This window comes from Caballeronia humi (assembly GCF_001544475.1).
GTDB classification, from domain to species: domain Bacteria; phylum Pseudomonadota; class Gammaproteobacteria; order Burkholderiales; family Burkholderiaceae; genus Caballeronia; species Caballeronia humi.
The window spans coordinates 13,870-30,586 of record NZ_FCNW02000058.1 but is presented as its reverse complement, the minus strand read 5'-3'; the positions used below and the strand labels follow the sequence as shown (position 1 = coordinate 30,586).

General features: G+C 63.6%; 12 protein-coding genes, 3 pseudogenes and 2 riboswitches. Of the genes and pseudogenes, 11 read left to right on the top strand and 4 right to left on the bottom strand.

Annotation, left to right across the window (positions count from 1 at the left end; all coding sequences use genetic code 11):
• The 3 genes and pseudogenes from AWB65_RS35910 to AWB65_RS29775 all read left to right on the top strand — a co-directional run.
• Window positions 1–156 (top strand): annotated as a pseudogene (locus tag AWB65_RS35910) (tartrate dehydrogenase); the annotation flags it as partial.
• 160 nt (window positions 157–316) lie between these two features.
• A complete protein-coding gene (locus tag AWB65_RS29780) occupies window positions 317–1,627 on the top strand; it encodes an MFS transporter (RefSeq protein WP_087670536.1) in 1,311 nt (436 codons plus the stop codon).
• A 228-nt stretch (window positions 1,628–1,855) separates the two neighbouring features.
• Entirely contained in the window at window positions 1,856–3,364 is a 1,509-nt protein-coding gene (locus tag AWB65_RS29775; RefSeq protein ID WP_087670537.1) for an MltF family protein, read from the top strand.
• A gap of 232 nt (window positions 3,365–3,596) precedes the next feature.
• On the opposite strand, the gene AWB65_RS29770 is transcribed toward AWB65_RS29775, so the two are convergent.
• Complete coding sequence (locus AWB65_RS29770) at window positions 3,597–3,884, bottom strand: DUF4148 domain-containing protein (RefSeq protein WP_087670535.1); 288 nt, start codon at window positions 3,882–3,884, stop codon at window positions 3,597–3,599.
• 358 nt (window positions 3,885–4,242) lie between these two features.
• Between AWB65_RS29770 and AWB65_RS29765 the strand changes: the two genes are divergently transcribed.
• Together AWB65_RS29765 and AWB65_RS29760 are read left to right on the top strand one after the other, a co-directional pair.
• Window positions 4,243–5,190, top strand: a complete 948-nt coding sequence (locus AWB65_RS29765; RefSeq protein ID WP_087670534.1) for a Dyp-type peroxidase — start codon at window positions 4,243–4,245, stop codon at window positions 5,188–5,190.
• 189 nt (window positions 5,191–5,379) lie between these two features.
• Window positions 5,380–6,837: an NCS1 family nucleobase:cation symporter-1 gene (locus AWB65_RS29760; protein WP_087670533.1), complete on the top strand. Its 1,458-nt coding sequence runs from the start codon at window positions 5,380–5,382 to the stop codon at window positions 6,835–6,837.
• 95 nt (window positions 6,838–6,932) lie between these two features.
• Here AWB65_RS29760 and AWB65_RS29755 read toward each other — a convergent pair whose 3' ends face one another.
• Complete coding sequence (locus AWB65_RS29755) at window positions 6,933–7,823, bottom strand: alpha/beta fold hydrolase (protein WP_087670532.1); 891 nt, start codon at window positions 7,821–7,823, stop codon at window positions 6,933–6,935.
• A 159-nt stretch (window positions 7,824–7,982) separates the two neighbouring features.
• On the bottom strand, window positions 7,983–9,209 hold the full coding sequence (locus AWB65_RS29750) for a D-amino acid dehydrogenase (RefSeq protein ID WP_087670531.1): 1,227 nt from the start codon (window positions 9,207–9,209) through the stop codon (window positions 7,983–7,985).
• A gap of 44 nt (window positions 9,210–9,253) precedes the next feature.
• Window positions 9,254–9,353, bottom strand: a riboswitch (glycine riboswitch).
• A riboswitch (glycine riboswitch) is annotated at window positions 9,354–9,446 on the bottom strand.
• Window positions 9,447–9,893: 447 nt separating this feature from the next.
• Between AWB65_RS29750 and AWB65_RS29745 the strand changes: the two are divergent.
• Window positions 9,894–10,297 (top strand): annotated as a pseudogene (locus AWB65_RS29745) (MFS transporter); the annotation flags it as partial.
• Window positions 10,297–10,660 (top strand): annotated as a pseudogene (locus AWB65_RS29740) (porin); the annotation flags it as partial. The pseudogenes AWB65_RS29745 and AWB65_RS29740, both read left to right, overlap by 1 nt.
• Before the next feature lie 207 nt (window positions 10,661–10,867).
• Here AWB65_RS29740 and AWB65_RS29735 read toward each other — a convergent pair.
• Window positions 10,868–11,554, bottom strand: a complete 687-nt coding sequence (locus AWB65_RS29735) for a nitroreductase (RefSeq protein WP_087670530.1) — start codon at window positions 11,552–11,554, stop codon at window positions 10,868–10,870.
• 92 nt (window positions 11,555–11,646) lie between these two features.
• Here AWB65_RS29735 and AWB65_RS29730 point away from each other — a divergent pair, with 92 nt between their 5' ends.
• The 4 genes from AWB65_RS29730 (at window position 11,647) to AWB65_RS29715 (ending at window position 16,480) form a co-directional block, all read left to right on the top strand.
• Entirely contained in the window at window positions 11,647–12,438 is a 792-nt protein-coding gene (locus tag AWB65_RS29730) for an alpha/beta fold hydrolase (RefSeq protein ID WP_087670529.1), read from the top strand.
• Between the two features lie 178 nt (window positions 12,439–12,616).
• Window positions 12,617–13,219, top strand: coding sequence for a (2Fe-2S)-binding protein (locus tag AWB65_RS29725; protein ID WP_087670528.1), 603 nt, complete (start codon window positions 12,617–12,619; stop codon window positions 13,217–13,219).
• 13 nt (window positions 13,220–13,232) lie between these two features.
• Window positions 13,233–14,237, top strand: coding sequence for an FAD binding domain-containing protein (locus AWB65_RS29720; protein ID WP_087670527.1), 1,005 nt, complete (start codon window positions 13,233–13,235; stop codon window positions 14,235–14,237).
• 20 nt (window positions 14,238–14,257) lie between these two features.
• Window positions 14,258–16,480, top strand: coding sequence for a xanthine dehydrogenase family protein molybdopterin-binding subunit (locus tag AWB65_RS29715; protein ID WP_087670526.1), 2,223 nt, complete (start codon window positions 14,258–14,260; stop codon window positions 16,478–16,480).
• The last annotated feature ends 237 nt before the right edge of the window (window positions 16,481–16,717 follow it).

Sequence of the window (16,717 nt, the reverse complement as noted above, 5' to 3'; positions counted from 1 at the left end):
TCCGACGCCGCCCGGCGCGTGATGCAGGCCGTCGAAGCGGTGACCGCCAACACGTCGCTTCACACGCGCGACCTCGGCGGCACGGCGACCACCGCGCAAGTGACGGCAGCCGTTTGCGCGCTGCTGGAAAAGGCCGCAGTCGCCGCCGCAGCCTAAGCGCGCGTCAGACGAAGCAGGGAATCCCGAGCGGCATCCGCGCCGCTCGTGGCTTCCTGCGCGCTTAAAGATTCACGATCGACACCTGTGCAGCCCCGATGCGCGCGCCCAAAACAATAAAAAGCACCCGCACCGCCCACCCCTCCAAGGAGGAGACAAGATGATTTCCGAACTCGAAGCGCGGGTTTCCCGCAGGCTCATGCTGCGGATTATTCCGTTCGTGATGCTGCTGTACTTCATCAGCTTTCTCGACCGCGTCAACGTCGGCTTCGCCGCGATGACGATGAACAAGGCCATCGGTCTATCGCCCACGGCGTTCGGCCTGGGCGGCGGGCTGTTTTTCATCGGCTACTTCCTGTTCGAAGTGCCGTCGAACCTGATTCTTCACAAGGTAGGCGCGCGCAAGTGGATCGCGCGGGTGATGGTGTCGTGGGGGATCGTCTCGGCGGCATCGGCGTTCGTCGTCGGACCGAACAGCTTTTATGCGCTGCGCTTCATTCTGGGCGTCGCCGAAGCGGGCTTCTTCCCCGGCATCATTCTGTATCTCAGCCTGTGGTTCCCGGCCCGGCAGCGCGCCGTCGCAGCAGCCTGGTTCATGGCGGCCGCGCCGATCTCGACGGCCATCGGCTCGCCGCTCTCCGGCGCGATCATGAAACTGCAGCCGATCTGGGGTCTCGCCGACTGGCAGATGCTCTACATCATCGAGGCCGTGCCTGCGATCATCCTCGGCTTCGTCGTGCTGAAGTACATGACCGACACGCCGTCGAAGGCGCACTGGCTCAAGGCCGACGAGCGCGAGTGGTTGATCGCGAAGCTGAAGACGGAAGCCGACGCGAAGCAATCGCATGCCGGACACACCGCTGGCGCGCTGAGCGCACTGCGCGATCCCCGCGTGCTTGCGCTTGCACTGATCTACTTCGGGACGTCGGCGGGTCTATACACGCTCGGCCTCTGGGCGCCGCTGATCATTCGGCAGTACGGCTTCGGTTCGTTCGAGACGGGTCTGCTCGCCGGCGTGCCGAGTGTGCTGGCCGTGGTCGCGATGATCCTCTGGGCCAAGCATTCGGACCGTACCGAAGAACGCACGTGGCACGTCGTCATTCCGTGTGTCGTGGCCTGCCTCGGGTTCGTGTTCGCCGGCGGCGCCACCAGCGCGCTGATGATCATCCTGGCGCTGGTCGTCGTGAACATCGGGATCAGCGCGGCAAAAGCGCCGCTGTGGGCGATGCCAAGCATGTTCCTTTCGGGTGCCGGAGCGGCGGCCGGGATCGCGATGATCAATTCGGTCGGCAACCTCGGCGGCTTCGTCGGACCGTTCGCGATCGGCTGGCTCAAGAACGTGACGGGCGGGTATTCGGCGGGCTTGTATCTGGTCGGCGCGACGCTGGCTGTGTCGGCGGTCGTTACGCTGATGCTGAGCCGGCAGTCCAAGCAGGCGCCTGCGGCCGGTGAGGAGAAAGCGGTTCACTGAGCGTATCGGCAGTACATCACCCTAAGGACACGGCCGCTCGACGGCCGTGTCTTTTTGCGCTGTCGCCATGCGAGCGCTCATGGAGCGACTAGCTAACAGCGCACGTTGCACAAAGTCTTCACGACGATCCAAACCTTAAACTATGCTTTCGATATATCCGGCTGCGTCGCGCTGACGGCGATGCGAGAAAAAAACGAAGCAGAAGGCGGACCTATCGGGGGACGCGTCATGAAAGCCAACCGTCGATCCATTGCGGCGTTCGTTTGTCTCCTGAGTGTCACCACGATCGCCAACGCAGCCTCGCCACAGCCTGCTTCTGCTGTCGCGCCCGCGTCGCAAGCCACGGCGACGGCTCCCGCCGCGGTCCGTCAACTGGACATCGCCAACAAGCCCTGGACCGGCGACTTCGACGCGATGCTCGAGCGGCGCCAAATCCGCTTTCTCGTCCCGTACAGCAGGACGCTCTATTTCAACGACAAGGGCCGCGAGCGCGGCATCTCCGCCGAACTCGCGCGCGACTTCGAACGCTACATCAACAAACGCTACGCCGATCGGCTCGGCAAGCGCCCCGTGACGGTCCATCTGATTCCGGCCACACGCGACAAGCTGCTGACCAGTCTTCCAGCCGGACTCGGCGACATATCCGCCGGCAACCTGACCGTGACCGCCGAGCGGGAGAAAATCGTCGACTTCATCGCGCCGCGCGACTTGAAAACCGTACGCGAAGTCATCGTGACCGGGCCGAAGGCCCCGCCGATCGCCACCCTCGACGATCTCGCCGGCAAGCAGGTCTACGTGCGCAAAGCAACGAGCTACTACGAGAGCCTGACGGCACTGAACGACAAGTTCAAATCAGACGGCAAGCCGCTCATGCGGATCACGCTGCTGCCGGACGCGCTCGAGGACGAAGACAAGCTGGAGATGCTCAGCGCGGGCGTGTTCGACATCGCGGTCGTCGACGACTGGAAAGGGAAAATGTGGGCGCAAGTGCTGCCGCGCATCAAGGTGCGCGAAGATCTCGTCGTGAGGAGCGCGGGTCGCATCGGCTGGGCGATTCGAAAGGAAAGCCCTCAACTCAAGGACGCGATCAACGATTTCTACGTCAACTATGTGAGGAAACAGGGCGTCGCGGAATACCGGCTGTCGCAGTACATGAAACGGATCAAGCAGATCTCCGACAACACCGGCTCGGCCGAACGCATGCGCTTCGAGCAGACGCTCGCCCTGTTCGCCAAGTACGGCAAGCAATACAGCTTCGATCCGCTGATGCTGGCCGCGCAGGGATATCAGGAATCGCAGCTCGATCAGTCGGCGCGCAGCCACGTCGGCGCGATCGGCATCATGCAGATCATGCCGGCCACCGGCAAGCAGATGGGCGTCGGCAGTATCTCGATCAGCGAGGCCAATATTCATGCGGGCGCGAAGTACATGGACCAATTGATGACCCGCTACTTCGCGGATGCCCACTTCAGCGACAGCGACCGGCCGCTCTTCGCATTTGCAAGCTACAACGCCGGGCCGGGCAACATCGCGAAGATGCGCAAGGAGGCGGCGGCGCGCGGGCTGGACCCCGACAAGTGGTTCAACAACGTGGAGATCGTCGTGGCCGAGAAGATCGGTATCGAAACGACGACCTATGTGCGCAACATCTACAAATACTATGCGGGATACAAGCTGATCGCCGACGCTCGCGCCACGCGTGCGAAGGCAATCGAGGCGATGCAGCCCGCGAAATGATGGCGCGAGACCTCGCGCGCTTACCGTGCCTCATCGCATCGGCTTTCGCGGGTGCTCGCGAGAAACGGTCGCCGGCGTCCTTGCCCTTCGCGCGCTTGACGACTCGTCGCGGATCTTCGCCGCGCGCGGCACGCGAAAGCGCTTCATTGGCCGGTGACGACTTCGTCCCGGCGCGGGCTCGTTGTGATCGGCAATCGCTTGCGATGTGGGCGCGCCGCCGACTCAGCAGCCCTCAAGGCCGCGCGTACACGGAATCGAAGCCCGGGATGCCCGCCGCGCCAGCCACCGACGTGCCGGCAGTCGAAGGACCATATGAACCCGTTGCGTACAGGCGAGCCGACGCCGCCTGGATATTGCTCGGGTATTGGGTTTGATCGCTGGCCGGGTTGTATCCGGCCTTCTGCAATTGAATGAGTTCAGCGCGGACGCTCTCACGCGTCACGGGCGCATTCGACTGAGCGAACGAAGCAAAAGGCGTGGCGAGAACGGCGGCAACAGTGAGAATTCGAAAGAGTTTCATGGTCGTACTCCGTGCGTAAGAAATGAAGGTTTCGGCAACCACCGGGGGATCGGCGCGAACAGATTCCGTTTCCCGCCGCCAGTACCGAAGGTGTCTGGCGATGACTGCATTTGAACGCGCGGACGTATCCGGGATGTGTCGGGAACATGCTGTTGTGTATCGCCATGTATCCGTTGGCGCGACAGATACAAGACGAAGCAAAACGACGGTCCTTGCGCTGCGCGAGAAGCGGTGCGGCCCGGCCACGACTGCCGCGAGCGCCTCCATCCGTGGGACGCAACGCTTCGTGGTCGCGCCGATTCGCGGAATCCACTAATCTTGCTGAAAACCTCGCCACCGATCCAAGGACATTCATCCGATGCCCACCGACCTCCCGGAACCGCAAGCCGTTTGCAATCCCGTCACACGCAGCGCGATCTTCATCGTCGCCACGCTCGAGCCCGGACCCGAACATGCGAAGACGGTGCGCGACCTTTGCGCCGACGTCGCCGGTCTGGTTCGCGCTGTCGGCACGCGGGCGCCTAGCGGCGAGCTTTCGTGCGTGTCCGGCTTCGGCTCCGACGCATGGGATGCGCTTTTCGGCGCCCCGCGCCCCGCGAACCTTCACGCGTTCCGCGAGTTCGGCGAAGGCGCGCGCCGCGCGATCGGCACGCCAGGCGATCTTCTCCTGCATATTCGCGCGGACCACATGGACCTCTGCTTCGAGCTCGCCGCCCAATTGATGGGACGGCTGGGCGGCGCGGTCTCGGTCGTCGATGAAGTGCATGGCTTCCGCTATTTCGACTTGCGCGACATGGTCGGCTTCGTCGACGGCACGGAAAATCCGAGAGCCCGCGAGGCGTTCGACTTCGTCGTGATCGGCGATCAGGACCCGGAGTTCGCCGGCGGCAGCTATGTGATCGTGCAGAAATACCTGCACGACATGGCGGCCTGGGATTCGCTGTCAGTCGAGGCGCAGGAGCGGATCATCGGCCGCAAGAAGCTGTCGGACGTCGAACTCGCCGATGGCGTGAAGCCGTCGTCGTCGCACAGTTCGCTGACGACGATCGAGAAGGACGGCCAGGAAGTGAAAATCCTGCGACACAACATGGCGTTCGGCCGACCCGGCGCGGGCGAGTTCGGGACGTACTTCATCGGTTATGCCAATGCGCCCGACCCGATCGAACAGATGTTGGAGAACATGTTCGTCGGGCGGCCGCCCGGCAACTACGACCGCCTTCTCGATTACAGCCGGGCGGTCACGGGTGGTCTGTTCTTCGTACCATCGGCGCCGATGCTGGAAGCGCTCGCGGATCGCAATCCTTAGCTTTCGATTAGTAAGTCACGCGGTGAGGTGCCTATACGTACATCGCCTAGGGTTAACCCATTCGATACAAGGCGACAAAATACATAAAGTTCTTCCATACGAGTCTGCTTCAGACGCCGGGGCTGCGACGCGGCCCAAGGTTGTTCGGCGGTGTTTCCTGAGTGCCACGAACCCTTTGGAGATAAAAAAATGGAAATCCGCGACCCGTCCCCCGGCCTCTACAACGAAGACCTCGCGCCCGCCAAGGTACGCAACTGGGGTGCCTTCAGCATCTTCAACGTCTGGACTTCGGACGTGCACAGCCTCTGGGGCTACTACCTCGCCGCCAGCCTGTTCCTGCTGTGCGGCAGCTTCGTCAACTTCGTGCTTGCGATCGGCCTCGGCTCGCTCGTCATCTTCGCGCTGATGAACCTGATCGGTTTCGCGGGAGAAAAAACCGGCGTGCCTTACCCGGTGCTCGCGCGCGCGTCCTTCGGTGTGTGGGGCGCTAATCTGGCGGCGATCGTGCGCGCGGTCGTCGCATGCTTCTGGTACGGCGCGCAAACGGCGGCGGCATCGGGCGCGATGGTCGCGCTCCTGATCCGCAGCGACAGCCTGATGGCGTTCCACAAGGGCACGCACGTCCTCGGCCACTCGGGGCTGGAGGTGATCTGTTACGTGGTGATCTGGGCGCTGCAGTTGCTCATCATCCAGAAAGGCATGGAGACGGTGCGCAGGTTCCAGGACTGGGCAGGACCCGCGGTTTGGATCGCGATGCTGATTCTAGCGATCGGCCTTTGCATCAAGGCCGGCGGATTTTCGTTCTCCCACGGCATTCCGATGCCCGTGCTCCTGGAGAAGACGAAGGACGCCGGCATCAGCGGCACGCCGGGCTCGTTCTGGGCGCTGATGGCAGTGGCCGCGACGTGGATTACTTATTTCGCGGCGCTGTACCTGAACTTCTGCGACTTCTCGCGCTACGCGAAGAACCGCGACGCCGTGAAGAAAGGCAATCTATGGGGCCTTCCGGTCAATCTGATCGCGTTCTCGCTGGTCGCGGGCGTCACCACGATCGCCGCGTTCAAGGTGTACGGCGAAGTGCTGCTGCATCCCGAGCAGATTTCCGCCAAGTTCGATAGCTGGCTACTGGCGCTGATCGCGGCGCTGACGTTCGCGGTCGCGACGCTCGGCATCAACGTGGTCGCGAATTTCGTGTCGGCGGCATTCGACATCTCCAACACGTTTCCGAAAGTGATCAGCTTCAAGAAGGGCGGCTACATCGCGGCGGCCATCGCGCTCGTGCTGTATCCGTTCGCGCCGTGGGAAGGCAACGCCGCGCACTTCGTCAACGCAATCGGCGCGACGATGGGGCCGCTGCTGGGCATCATCCTGGTCGACTATTACCTCGTCGCTAAGGGCAACATCAACGTCGCGGCGCTTTACCAGGAGTACGGCGAGTATCGCTACGAAGGCGGCTGGAACATCAACGCGCTGACGGCCGCGGTGGTCGGCAGCGTGTTCTCGACGTTCCTGCCCAATTTCACGAGCCTGCTGCCAGTCTGGTGGAACACGTATGGGTGGTTCTTCGGCGTAGTGATCGGCGGCGGCATGTATCTGATCATGGCGACGCTGCGGCCGCGAAACGCCGTCGCGCCGACGCGGGCTTGAGGATTTGTGCGGGTCGCGGACGGTTTCTTGTGAAGCCGTCTTGCGAGCGGTGCGTAAGCGGCTTTTTGCGACGCCGTGGCGCGCTGCAACCCGCCTCAACGCAGATGCGCGATCACCGCATCGGCGACGGCATCGGGCGTTTCCCGTAGCGGGAAGTGTCCGGCGCCTTCCAGCAATACCCGCCGGTAACCGCCCGTGAAATACCCTTCCATCCCCTCCGACGATTCCGCCTCGTCGCACAGATCGACGGCGCCTTGCAGCATCAGCGTCGGCGTGCCGAGCCGTTCGATCGTCGCCAGTCGCGCGTATAGCGCCGCATAAGACGCATCGGACGCTTCGTCCTTGCGCCAGCGCCGCCGGTAACCGTTGAGCGTGATCGGCACCCAGTCGGGGTTGTCGAAGGCACGCGCGGTGGCGTCGAACTCGGCGTCGTCGAACCAGCCAGGCGGCGACCATGTGTCCCACTGGATGCGCGCAAAGCCCTTGGGATCGGCGCGGATCACTGACGGCGCATCGTCGAGTGTCATGAACCACTGGTACCAGAACTTGCGCGCTTGCGAGAAGCCCGGCAGCGTGAACGCGCCGCGCGGCTGGAACGCGAGCGCCAGCGCCGCGATGCGCCGCACGCGCTTGGGAAAGAGCGCCGCCGTCGTGTAAACGGCGCGCGCGCCCCAGTCGTGGCCGACGACGTCGAAGGTCGAAAGCCCGAGCGCATCGGCGAGATCGATTGCATCTTGCGCCAGAGCGACGCCCGAGCCGTCGCGCACGGTGTCGTCATGCAGAAAGCGCGTCGCGCCCGACCCGCGCAATTCAGGGACGATGGTCCGAAAGCCCGCGTCGTTCAGCCGCGTCGCGACGCGCGACCATGCGCGCGCCGCATCCGGCCAGCCGTGCAGCAGGATGACCGCGGGAGCGTCGGCGGGGCCGGCATCGGCGTAGGCGATGTCGAGCTTCGCTGTCTTCGCGTGGTGCTGGAATTCGAGCATGGTCCACCTTCGCCGAATGAGGTGGATTCATTCTAGCGAAGGCGGTGAGCGCTTGCTTCGGCTCGCGGTGTTCGACGAAACGCCCGGCGCCCATGAGCCGTGTTGTCCAGCCTTGCGACGAACGGCGTGGCGTCGCCAAGCAGCCCACGCCATCTACCGCTAAGCCGCAATCGCCCCGACCACCAACTGCGCCGTCGCCGCCGAAAGCGTCCATCCCAGATGCCCATGCCCGGTGTTGTAGTACACGCCTGCCTGTCTGCCCTTCGACACCTTCGGCATCATCCCCGGCATCATCGGGCGCAAGCCGCTCCACGGGATCACCTTCGACGTGTCGATGCCGCTGAAATGCCGCCGCGTCCAGTCGACGAGCGGCGCGATCCGGTCCGCGCGGATGTCGCGGTTGAAGCCGTTGATCTCCGCCGTCCCCGCGACGCGAAAACGGTTCGCCCCGAGGCGGCTCGTGACGATCTTCGCGGAGTCGTCGAGCAGGCTGACCCACGGCGCGGCCTGCTGGCTCGCTTCGTCGTCGAGTCCGACGGTGATCGAATAGCCCTTGACCGGATAGATGTTGACGCGGTCGCCGAGCATCGCGGCGATATTGCGGCTCGCCACGCCCGCACACACGACGATGCCGTCGAACCGGTGCCGCTCGGTCTCCACATCGCCATCGCCCGCCGCGCGCTTGACCGACACGTCGAACCGTGTGCCCACGCGACCGACCGATTCGATCGTCGTGTCGTGCATGAACGCGACACCCCGGCGCTCGCACGCACGCGCGAGGCCGCGCGTGAACTTGTGGATGTCGCCGGTCGAATCGGACGGCGTGAAGAAGCCACCGTGGAATTCACCGCGCAGCGCGGGCTCGATCGAGCGAATTTCGGCGGCAGTGACGGCGCGCCGGTCGAGGCCGCCTTGCGCGAGCAGCGCGTTCACCCGCGCCGCCGCCTCGAAACCCGGCTTGTCGTGATAGACGTGCAGGATGCCGCGCCGCTCCAGATCGAAGTCGATGCTCTCGCGCTCTGCGATATCGAACAGATGCCGCCGCGATTCGATCGCGAGCCGCGTCGTCTCAATCGTATTCGCGCGGTAATTCCTGATCTGCCCGACGAATTCGGCCATCCAGGAATACTTGTGCCAGCCCGGCGACGGGTTCATGAGAAGCGGCGCATCGCGCGTGAACATCCAGCGGATGCCTTTGAGCACGGTCGCGGCGCTGTTCCAGACTTCGGCGTTGCTCGCGGAGAGCTGGCCGCCGTTCGCGAACGACGTCTCCATCGCGGCGTAGCGATGACGATCGATGACGGTGACCTGGAAGCCGCGCTCGGCGAGCGCATGCGCGGTGGTGACGCCGGTGATGCCGGCGCCGATGACGGCGTAGTGGGACATGACAGTTCCAGATGGTTGCGTTGAGGGCGCCGAACACCGGCACCTACGCCCCATCTGTCTGTGTACCTGAGAGCTTGACTCCGCCAGCGGGTGGCGGAGATCCCCTTCGGTGGGCGCGACGCGCCTCTCTCCAGATGTTCTGTGTCTAACCTGCTGGTCCTTTCGCCTGAGAGTTTCCGGGGCGGTTGCTCCGTCGGCGCCGTGCATCGAATGCGCGGTCTCTCCCAACAAGTCATGCAGAACGGCTACAAAGTAAGCGATCCCGGTTGGCATTGCAAACGGAAAATTAATCGGCTTTGGTCGCACATGGTCTCAAGGCGTTCTTAGATGCGCCTCGTATTTCCAAGAACGAACTTGCGAATGAGGCGCGAATTACTTAGGAATTCAAAGCCGAAAACAAATGTTCATAATCGAACAATAAGTATCAACATTCACGTCCAGTCGTCATATAACTCAACGACATAACCCTCACTGGGCGTCTTATGATCGAGCGTCTAACGCTTGATAACTATGATTTCCACCAGTTCTCCATCGTAGACCCAGTAGTACGATGACCTCCCAGTTAATGTTCGTTTAAGTTCGAATTCGAACTAGAAGATGAGCAAATCAAGAAAGGGAGACATGCTTGAAAAGAACCATTACCGGTGTGCGCTGGTGGATCATCGCGCTCGTCTGCACGGGCACGCTGAACACACTCGCATCTGCGACAACAAACGCGACACCATTATCTCGGGCCAAAACGGCATCGGTATCGGCACAGGCAAGCGCGGACTCCACAGCGTGCTCGGCACCCGCCGCTTCTGGGCCATCGCACAAGCGCGTTTTTTCCCGGAACCAGCCTGGCAGACGTTCAGCTTCTGGATTCCGCTCTATCTCGTCACCGAGCGTCAGATGGACCTCAAGGAGATCGCCCTGTTTGCGTGGCTGCCTTTCTTCGCCGCCGATCTGGGCGGCCTGTTCGGCGGTTACCTCTCGCCCTTTCTAATGAAGCATCTGCGCGTACAGCTGATCTGGTCACGCATCGCGCGGGCGTCGTCGTGGGCGCGGTGATGATGATCGGTCCGGCGTGCATCGGGCTCGTCGCGTCGAAGCAGTGTTCAATACCTACGGCGTGATTTCGACCTATCGATTTACGCCGATGGTGATCGTCGGCGCGGGGTACAGCTACACGCGCGCCAGCAAGTCGAACGGCGTCAGCGATGCGGCACGCTATCACCAGTTATCGCTTGAACAAACGTACAGTCTGTCGAAGCGCACGGCGCTCTATGCCTTGCAGGCGCATCAGCGCGCGCAGGGACAGACGCTCGTCGCGTCGGGCGTGGGGACGAGTCGTCGATGCCGTGGCGGTCGTCGGGGATTCGCGGAACACGACGCCCTCGTCCGGGCCGTCGCAGTTCGTCGGCACGGTGGGAACACGGCATGCGTTTTGGCCAACCTTAAGTCTGCCTTAAGAAACGCCGCCTAACCTGACCCTCGATTCCCCTCAGAATCGAATCCCCTCCTTCCGGCCGCCTCGGCGGCCGTCTTTTTTGGTGAAGCGCATGCAAACCCTGTGGCGCCTGTTCATCGTCATCGTCGCCCTCATCGCGATCGTCGCGGTGGGCGCGGGGCTCTTGTCGATCGTCGCGAAGCTGTTCATCCACGCACCGCTGTAACCGTCAGCGCAAAAAACGCACGATGCTTTTCACCGGCTCGCGCTCGCTCGCGAGCCTGTTCTCCGGCTTCGACGGATCCGCGAGGCCAAGGCTCATCCCGCACACCACCCGCTCGTTCTCAGGCAATCCCAACTGCTCCGCGATGATCCTGTGATAGCGGTTGAACGCCGCCTGCGGACACGTATCGAGTCCGAAGGCACGCGCCATCAGCATGACGTTCTGCAGGAACATGCCGTAGTCGAGCCACGAACCGCGCTCCATGTTGCGATCGGTCGTGAAAATGATGCCGACCGGCGCGCCGAAGAATTCGAAATTGCGCCCCATCTGCGCCTTCATGCCTTCCTTGTCGTCACGCGCCAGGCCGAGCAGCGAATACAGTTCGAGCCCGAGCGTGCGTCTGCGTTCGATGAACGGCGACGCCCAGGTCTTCGGGTAGTACGCGAATTCTTCCTCGTGCAGGCTGTCGGCTTCGGGGTCGTTGAAGACGCGCAGAACCGCGCGCGATAGTTCCTCCTTGACCGCGCCCGTCAGCACGTACACTTTCCACGGCTGGATATTGCTGCCCGATGGCGCGCGGCTTGCGTGTTCGAACATGGATTCGATCGTCGCGTCGTCGATGGCGTCGGGGAGGAACGCGCGGATCGATCGCCGCGAGTCGATCGCCGCTACGACGCCGGAATCTGCTTTCATCGATGGCTCCTCGTCGGCAATGCGCAAATCGCAAGTCTATCCGTCCTCGGACGCGCGCTATCATCGTCGAAGCGCTATTCCTCCATCTCATCATGAATCGATCTTCGTTTGCGACCTTGCCCGATGCGCTGAGCGTCGAATACCAATGGCTGAACGCGGAGCGCGCCGATTCGCCCATCGCCGTGTTCCTGCACGAAGGGCTCGGCTCGATCGCGATGTGGCGCGACTGGCCACAAACGCTCTGCGATGCGCTCGGTCTGCGCGGGCTCGTCTACTCGCGCCCCGGCTACGGCCGTTCGACGCCGCGCACGCCGGGCGTGAAGTGGTCGGTCGATTTCATGCATCGGCAGGCTTGCGACGTGCTGCCCGCGCTTCTCGATACGCTCGGTATCGATGCCGCCGAACGCCGCCGCATGTGGCTGATCGGTCATAGCGACGGCGGCTCGATCGCACTCCTGTACGCCGCAGCGTTTCCGAAGGCGCTCGCGGGCGCGGTCGTGCTCGCGCCGCACGTGACGGTGGAGCAGGAATCGGTCGATGCGATCCGCGCGACGAAGCACGCCTACGAAAACACCGGCATGCGCGAAAAGCTCGCGCGCTATCACGACGACGTGGATTCCGCGTTCTTCGGCTGGAACGACATCTGGCTCGATCCTGCATTTCGCGCGTGGGACATCACGGGGGAACTGGCGTCGATCGCGTGTCCGCTGCTCGCCATCCAGGGCGAGGACGACGAATACGCGTCGATGGCGCAGATCGACACCATCGCTGAATACGTCCCGCAGACGAAACTGGCGAAATTGCCCGATTGTGGACACTCCCCGCATCGGCAGATGCCAGAACGCGTGAACGATTCAATCGTCGCTTACATGCGCGGCCTCTGAATCGGCAGTCAGGCATAAATCGTGCGCTGCAACAGCGCACGCGAGCCGGGTCGGCGGCCACTGAAAAAGCATTCGCAGGTGCCTATACTGCCTGAGTGGTCCATCAGCCGATATCTCTACGTCAGCCTCGCCACGATCCGTCCTCTCCAAGCCACGTCCCTTGCCAGGAGAAAGCACGATGCAACAGCACGTCCCCCAGTCCAGCACCACCATCAGGCCGCGCACGCCGCCCGTGCCGGAGCAGAAAGAAACCACCACCCTCAACGGAAGCCACGCCGCCGAAGTGCTTGCGCCGCCGGTCGCGCCCGTGGCGTCGCCGACGTCATCGGTCGAACTGACGGTCAACGGCAAGAACTACTCGATGTCGCTCGACCCGCGCACCACGCTTCTCGACGCGCTTCGCGAGCACCTGCACCTGACCGGCACGAAAAAGGGCTGCGATCACGGCCAGTGCGGCGCGTGCACGGTTCACGTCAACGGCCGGCGCGTGAACGCGTGCCTGTGCCTCGCCGCCAATCACGAAGGCGACCAGATCACGACGATCGAAGGCATCGGCAGCGTGGAAGCGTTGCATCCGATGCAGGCGTCGTTCGTCGAATGCGACGGGTACCAGTGCGGCTACTGTACGTCCGGGCAACTGATGTCGGCGGTCGCGCTCCTGAACGAACCGGTCGGCCCGGCAGACGCTGACGTACGCGAAGCGATGAGCGGCAACCTGTGCCGCTGCGGCGCGTATCAAAACATCGTCATGGCGATTCAGGCCGTGCGCGGCAAAGCCTGAGGAGCCCGACGACATGGAACTCTTCCAGCTTTCGCGCGCGGCGAACGTGCGCGATGCCATCGAAGCCGGCGCTTCCTCGCGCACCGCGCAGCAGGGCGCCGACGTGCGTTTTCTCGCGGGCGGCACGACGCTGCTCGACCTGATGAAGCTCAACGTCGAACGGCCGGGCCGCGTGATCGACATCAGCCGCCTGCCGCTGAACCAGGTCGAAGCCACGGCCGACGGCGGCGTGAAAATCGGCGCGACGGTGCGCAACGCCGATCTCGCGCACCATCCGCTGATCCGCGAGCGTTACACCGTGCTGTCGCAGGCGTTGCTCGCGGGGGCATCGGCGCAGTTGCGCAACATGGCGACGACCGGCGGCAACCTGCTGCAACGCACGCGCTGCGTCTATTTCCGCGATACCGCAATGCCCTGCAACAAGCGCGAGCCCGGCACGGGCTGCTCGGCAATCGACGGCTTCAACCGCACGCAGGCGATCCTCGGTACGAGCGACGCGTGCATCGCGAGCAATCCGTCCGACATGAACGTCGCGCTGATGGCGCTCGAAGCGACCATCCACATTCAGGGCAGGAACGGCGAGCGCGCGGTCGCGATCGACGACTTTTTCCTGCTGCCCGGCAACACGCCCGAGCGCGAGACCGTGCTCGAACCCGGCGATCTGATCACGCATGTCACGCTGGCGCCACCCGCGGCAGGCAGCCGCTCGGTGTATCTCAAGCTGCGCGACCGCGCGTCGTACGAGTTCGCGCTGGCATCGGCGGCGGTGGTCGCAACCGTCGCCGACGGCACGCTGAGCCACGTGCGCATCGCGCTCGGCGGCGTCGGCACGAAGCCGTGGCGCTCGCGCGAAGCCGAAGCGGCGCTCGCCTCGGCTACACCCGATGCCGATGCCTTCGCCCGCGCCGCCGCAGCCGCGCTCGCCGGCGCCAAGCCGCAAAGCGAGAACGGCTTCAAGGTCGAACTCGCCCGGCGCTGCCTCGTGCACGCGCTCAAGGCCGCTACTGCGCCTGCCTGACACGCACCAAGGACCCACTTATGGCAACCGTGATCGAAACACCCCTGTCCGTCATCGGACAGCCGCAACGGCGCATCGACGGGCCGCTGAAAGTCAGCGGCGGCGCCACCTATACGTCTGATGTCGATTTGCCCGGCCTGCTGCACGCCGTGCCGGTGTGCAGCACGATCGCGAGCGGCAGGATCACTTCGCTCGAATTCGCCGCCGCCGAGCGCATGCCCGGCGTGCGCGCGATCCTGCATCGCGGCAACGTCGGCAAGTTCTTTCGCATCTCCGGCAACTCGATGGATACCGGCTACGTCGACGAAGCGCGGCCGCCCCTCGACGACGACGTGATCCGCTATTACGGTCAGTACGTGGCGCTCGTGATCGCGGAGACGTTCGAGGCGGCGAGCGCGGCGAGTGCCGCCGTGAAAGTCGGCTACGAAGTGACGCCGCACGACGTCAGCGACGAACTCACGCTCAAGGACGAGGCGAAGGTCGAGAGCAAACGAGGCGATGCGGCCAAGGCGTTCGACGGCGCCGCTGTCAAGATCGATGAAACGTACGTGACGCCGGTCGAGACGCACAATCCGATCGAGCTGCACGCGACCGTCGCGCAGTGGGATGGCGACGGCTACACGTTCTACGAGACCACGCAGGCGATCTCGAACCATCAGGGCACGCTGATGCAGATGCTCGGCCTGCCGAAGGAAAAGGTTCGCGTGATCTCGCGCTATCTCGGCTCGGGCTTCGGCGGCAAGCTGTGGATGTGGCCGCATTCGCTGCTCGCCGCGGCGGCTGCGCGCCATACGGGGCAGCCTGTGAAGCTCGTCCTGAACCGCAAGATGATGTTCCAGAACGTCGGGCATCGGCCGGTCACGCAGCAGCGCCTGCGCCTCTCCGCCGATGCCAGCGGCAAGCTCACGTCGCTGCGTCATGACTACGCGAATCATTGCTCACTGCTCGACGACTATTCCGAAAGCTGCGGCGAGATCACACCGATGCTCTACAGCACGCCGAATCTGCGCGTGACATCGGGCACGGTGAAGCGCAACGTCGGCTCGCCGACCGCGATGCGCGGACCGGGCGCCGTGCCGGGTCTCTACGCGGTCGAATCGGCGATGAACGAGCTTGCGGCGAAGCTGGATGTCGATCCGGTCGAGTTGCGGCTGATGAACGAACCGAACGTCGACGAGAGTACCGGCTTGCCGTTTTCGTCGCGCAATCTGGTCGAGTGCCTGCGCACCGGCGCGGATAGGTTCGGCTGGTCCAGGCGCACGTCGGCGGTCGGTTCGATGCAGCGCGACGGGCTGACGCTCGGCTGGGGCGTCGGCGCGTGCGCGTGGCCGGCGATCCGCTTTTCCGCCGATGCCACCGTCGATTTGCGAGCCGATGGCACGGCGCGCGTCGTGTGCGGCACGCAGGACATCGGCACCGGTACTTACACGATTCTCGCGCAGCTGGTCTCCGCGCAGACCGGCTTGCCGCTCGACGCGATCGAAGTCGGTCTCGGCGATTCAGCGCTTCCTCCCGGTCCGATTTCGGGTGGATCGGCGGCGACGGCGTCGGTGATTCCGGCCGTATCGGATGCGGCTCGCGCGGCGGTCAAGATCGTGCTTGAGAAGGCTGTGTCGCTCGAAGAGTCGCAGTTCAAGGGCGCGAAGCCCGACGAGCTTGCCTTCAGCGAAGGACGCGTGCACCGCAAGGGCGAGGCGGCATCGGGCGGGGTGCCTTTTGCGCAGATTTTGCAGACGGCGAAAATGCACGCGGCATCGGGCAGCGGCAGCGCAAAAGGCGGCTTTGATGATCCGCTGAAGAAGAAGTACTCGATCTATTCGTACGGCGCGCACTTCGCCGAAGTGACGTGGCAACCCGAGATCGCGCAGTTGCGCGTGAGCCGTGTCGTGACCGTGATCGATGCGGGGCGCATTTTGAATCCGCACGCGGGGCGGAATCAGATCGAAGGGGCGGTGGTGATGGGCGTCGGGATGGCGCTATTCGAGCAGACGCACTACGACTCGCGTAATGGCGCGCCGCTCAACAACAATCTCGCGGATTACATCATCGCGTCGAACGCGGATACACCGGCGCTCGATGTCACTTTTCTCGACCATCCCGATACGATTTTCAATGAACTCGGCGCGAGAGGGATTGCGGAGATCGGACTCGCAGGGATCGCGGCGGCGATTACCAGCGCGGTGCATCATGCGACCGGGGTTTATGTGAGGAAGCTGCCGGTGATGATCGAGGATTTGCTTTGAGGGGTTTTGAGTTTTTTGGATTGGTTTTGGCGAGCCTTTTGGCTCGCTTTTTTTTTGGGGAGCGTTGCTCTGACGCCGCGCTCATCTGCGGGCGTGGGAACTGTTCAATATCGCGCTCACGATGCAGTTGATTGCTCTCCCGACGACGAGGCTGACAGCAAAGCGTGCAGCGCCCTGGCAAACGGCGAGCGGCGCGCGAAGCATCTGGCTTACGTGTATTCAACGCTTGGCGCGGAA

Excerpts from the sequence above, each read along its gene's own strand:
- AWB65_RS29775 (WP_087670537.1), top strand. The coding sequence starts at position 1,856 with ATGAAAGCCAACCGTCGATCCATTGCGGCGTTCGTTTGTCTCCTGAGT.
- AWB65_RS29735 (WP_087670530.1), bottom strand. The coding sequence starts at position 11,554 with ATGAAAGCAGATTCCGGCGTCGTAGCGGCGATCGACTCGCGGCGATCG.
- AWB65_RS29780 (WP_087670536.1), top strand. The coding sequence starts at position 317 with ATGATTTCCGAACTCGAAGCGCGGGTTTCCCGCAGGCTCATGCTGCGG.
- AWB65_RS29725 (WP_087670528.1), top strand. The coding sequence starts at position 12,617 with ATGCAACAGCACGTCCCCCAGTCCAGCACCACCATCAGGCCGCGCACG.
- AWB65_RS29765 (WP_087670534.1), top strand. The coding sequence starts at position 4,243 with ATGCCCACCGACCTCCCGGAACCGCAAGCCGTTTGCAATCCCGTCACA.
- AWB65_RS29715 (WP_087670526.1), top strand. The coding sequence starts at position 14,258 with ATGGCAACCGTGATCGAAACACCCCTGTCCGTCATCGGACAGCCGCAA.
- AWB65_RS29760 (WP_087670533.1), top strand. The coding sequence starts at position 5,380 with ATGGAAATCCGCGACCCGTCCCCCGGCCTCTACAACGAAGACCTCGCG.
- AWB65_RS29750 (WP_087670531.1), bottom strand. The coding sequence starts at position 9,209 with ATGTCCCACTACGCCGTCATCGGCGCCGGCATCACCGGCGTCACCACC.
- AWB65_RS29720 (WP_087670527.1), top strand. The coding sequence starts at position 13,233 with ATGGAACTCTTCCAGCTTTCGCGCGCGGCGAACGTGCGCGATGCCATC.
- AWB65_RS29755 (WP_087670532.1), bottom strand. The coding sequence starts at position 7,823 with ATGCTCGAATTCCAGCACCACGCGAAGACAGCGAAGCTCGACATCGCC.
- AWB65_RS29770 (WP_087670535.1), bottom strand. The coding sequence starts at position 3,884 with ATGAAACTCTTTCGAATTCTCACTGTTGCCGCCGTTCTCGCCACGCCT.
- AWB65_RS29730 (WP_087670529.1), top strand. The coding sequence starts at position 11,647 with ATGAATCGATCTTCGTTTGCGACCTTGCCCGATGCGCTGAGCGTCGAA.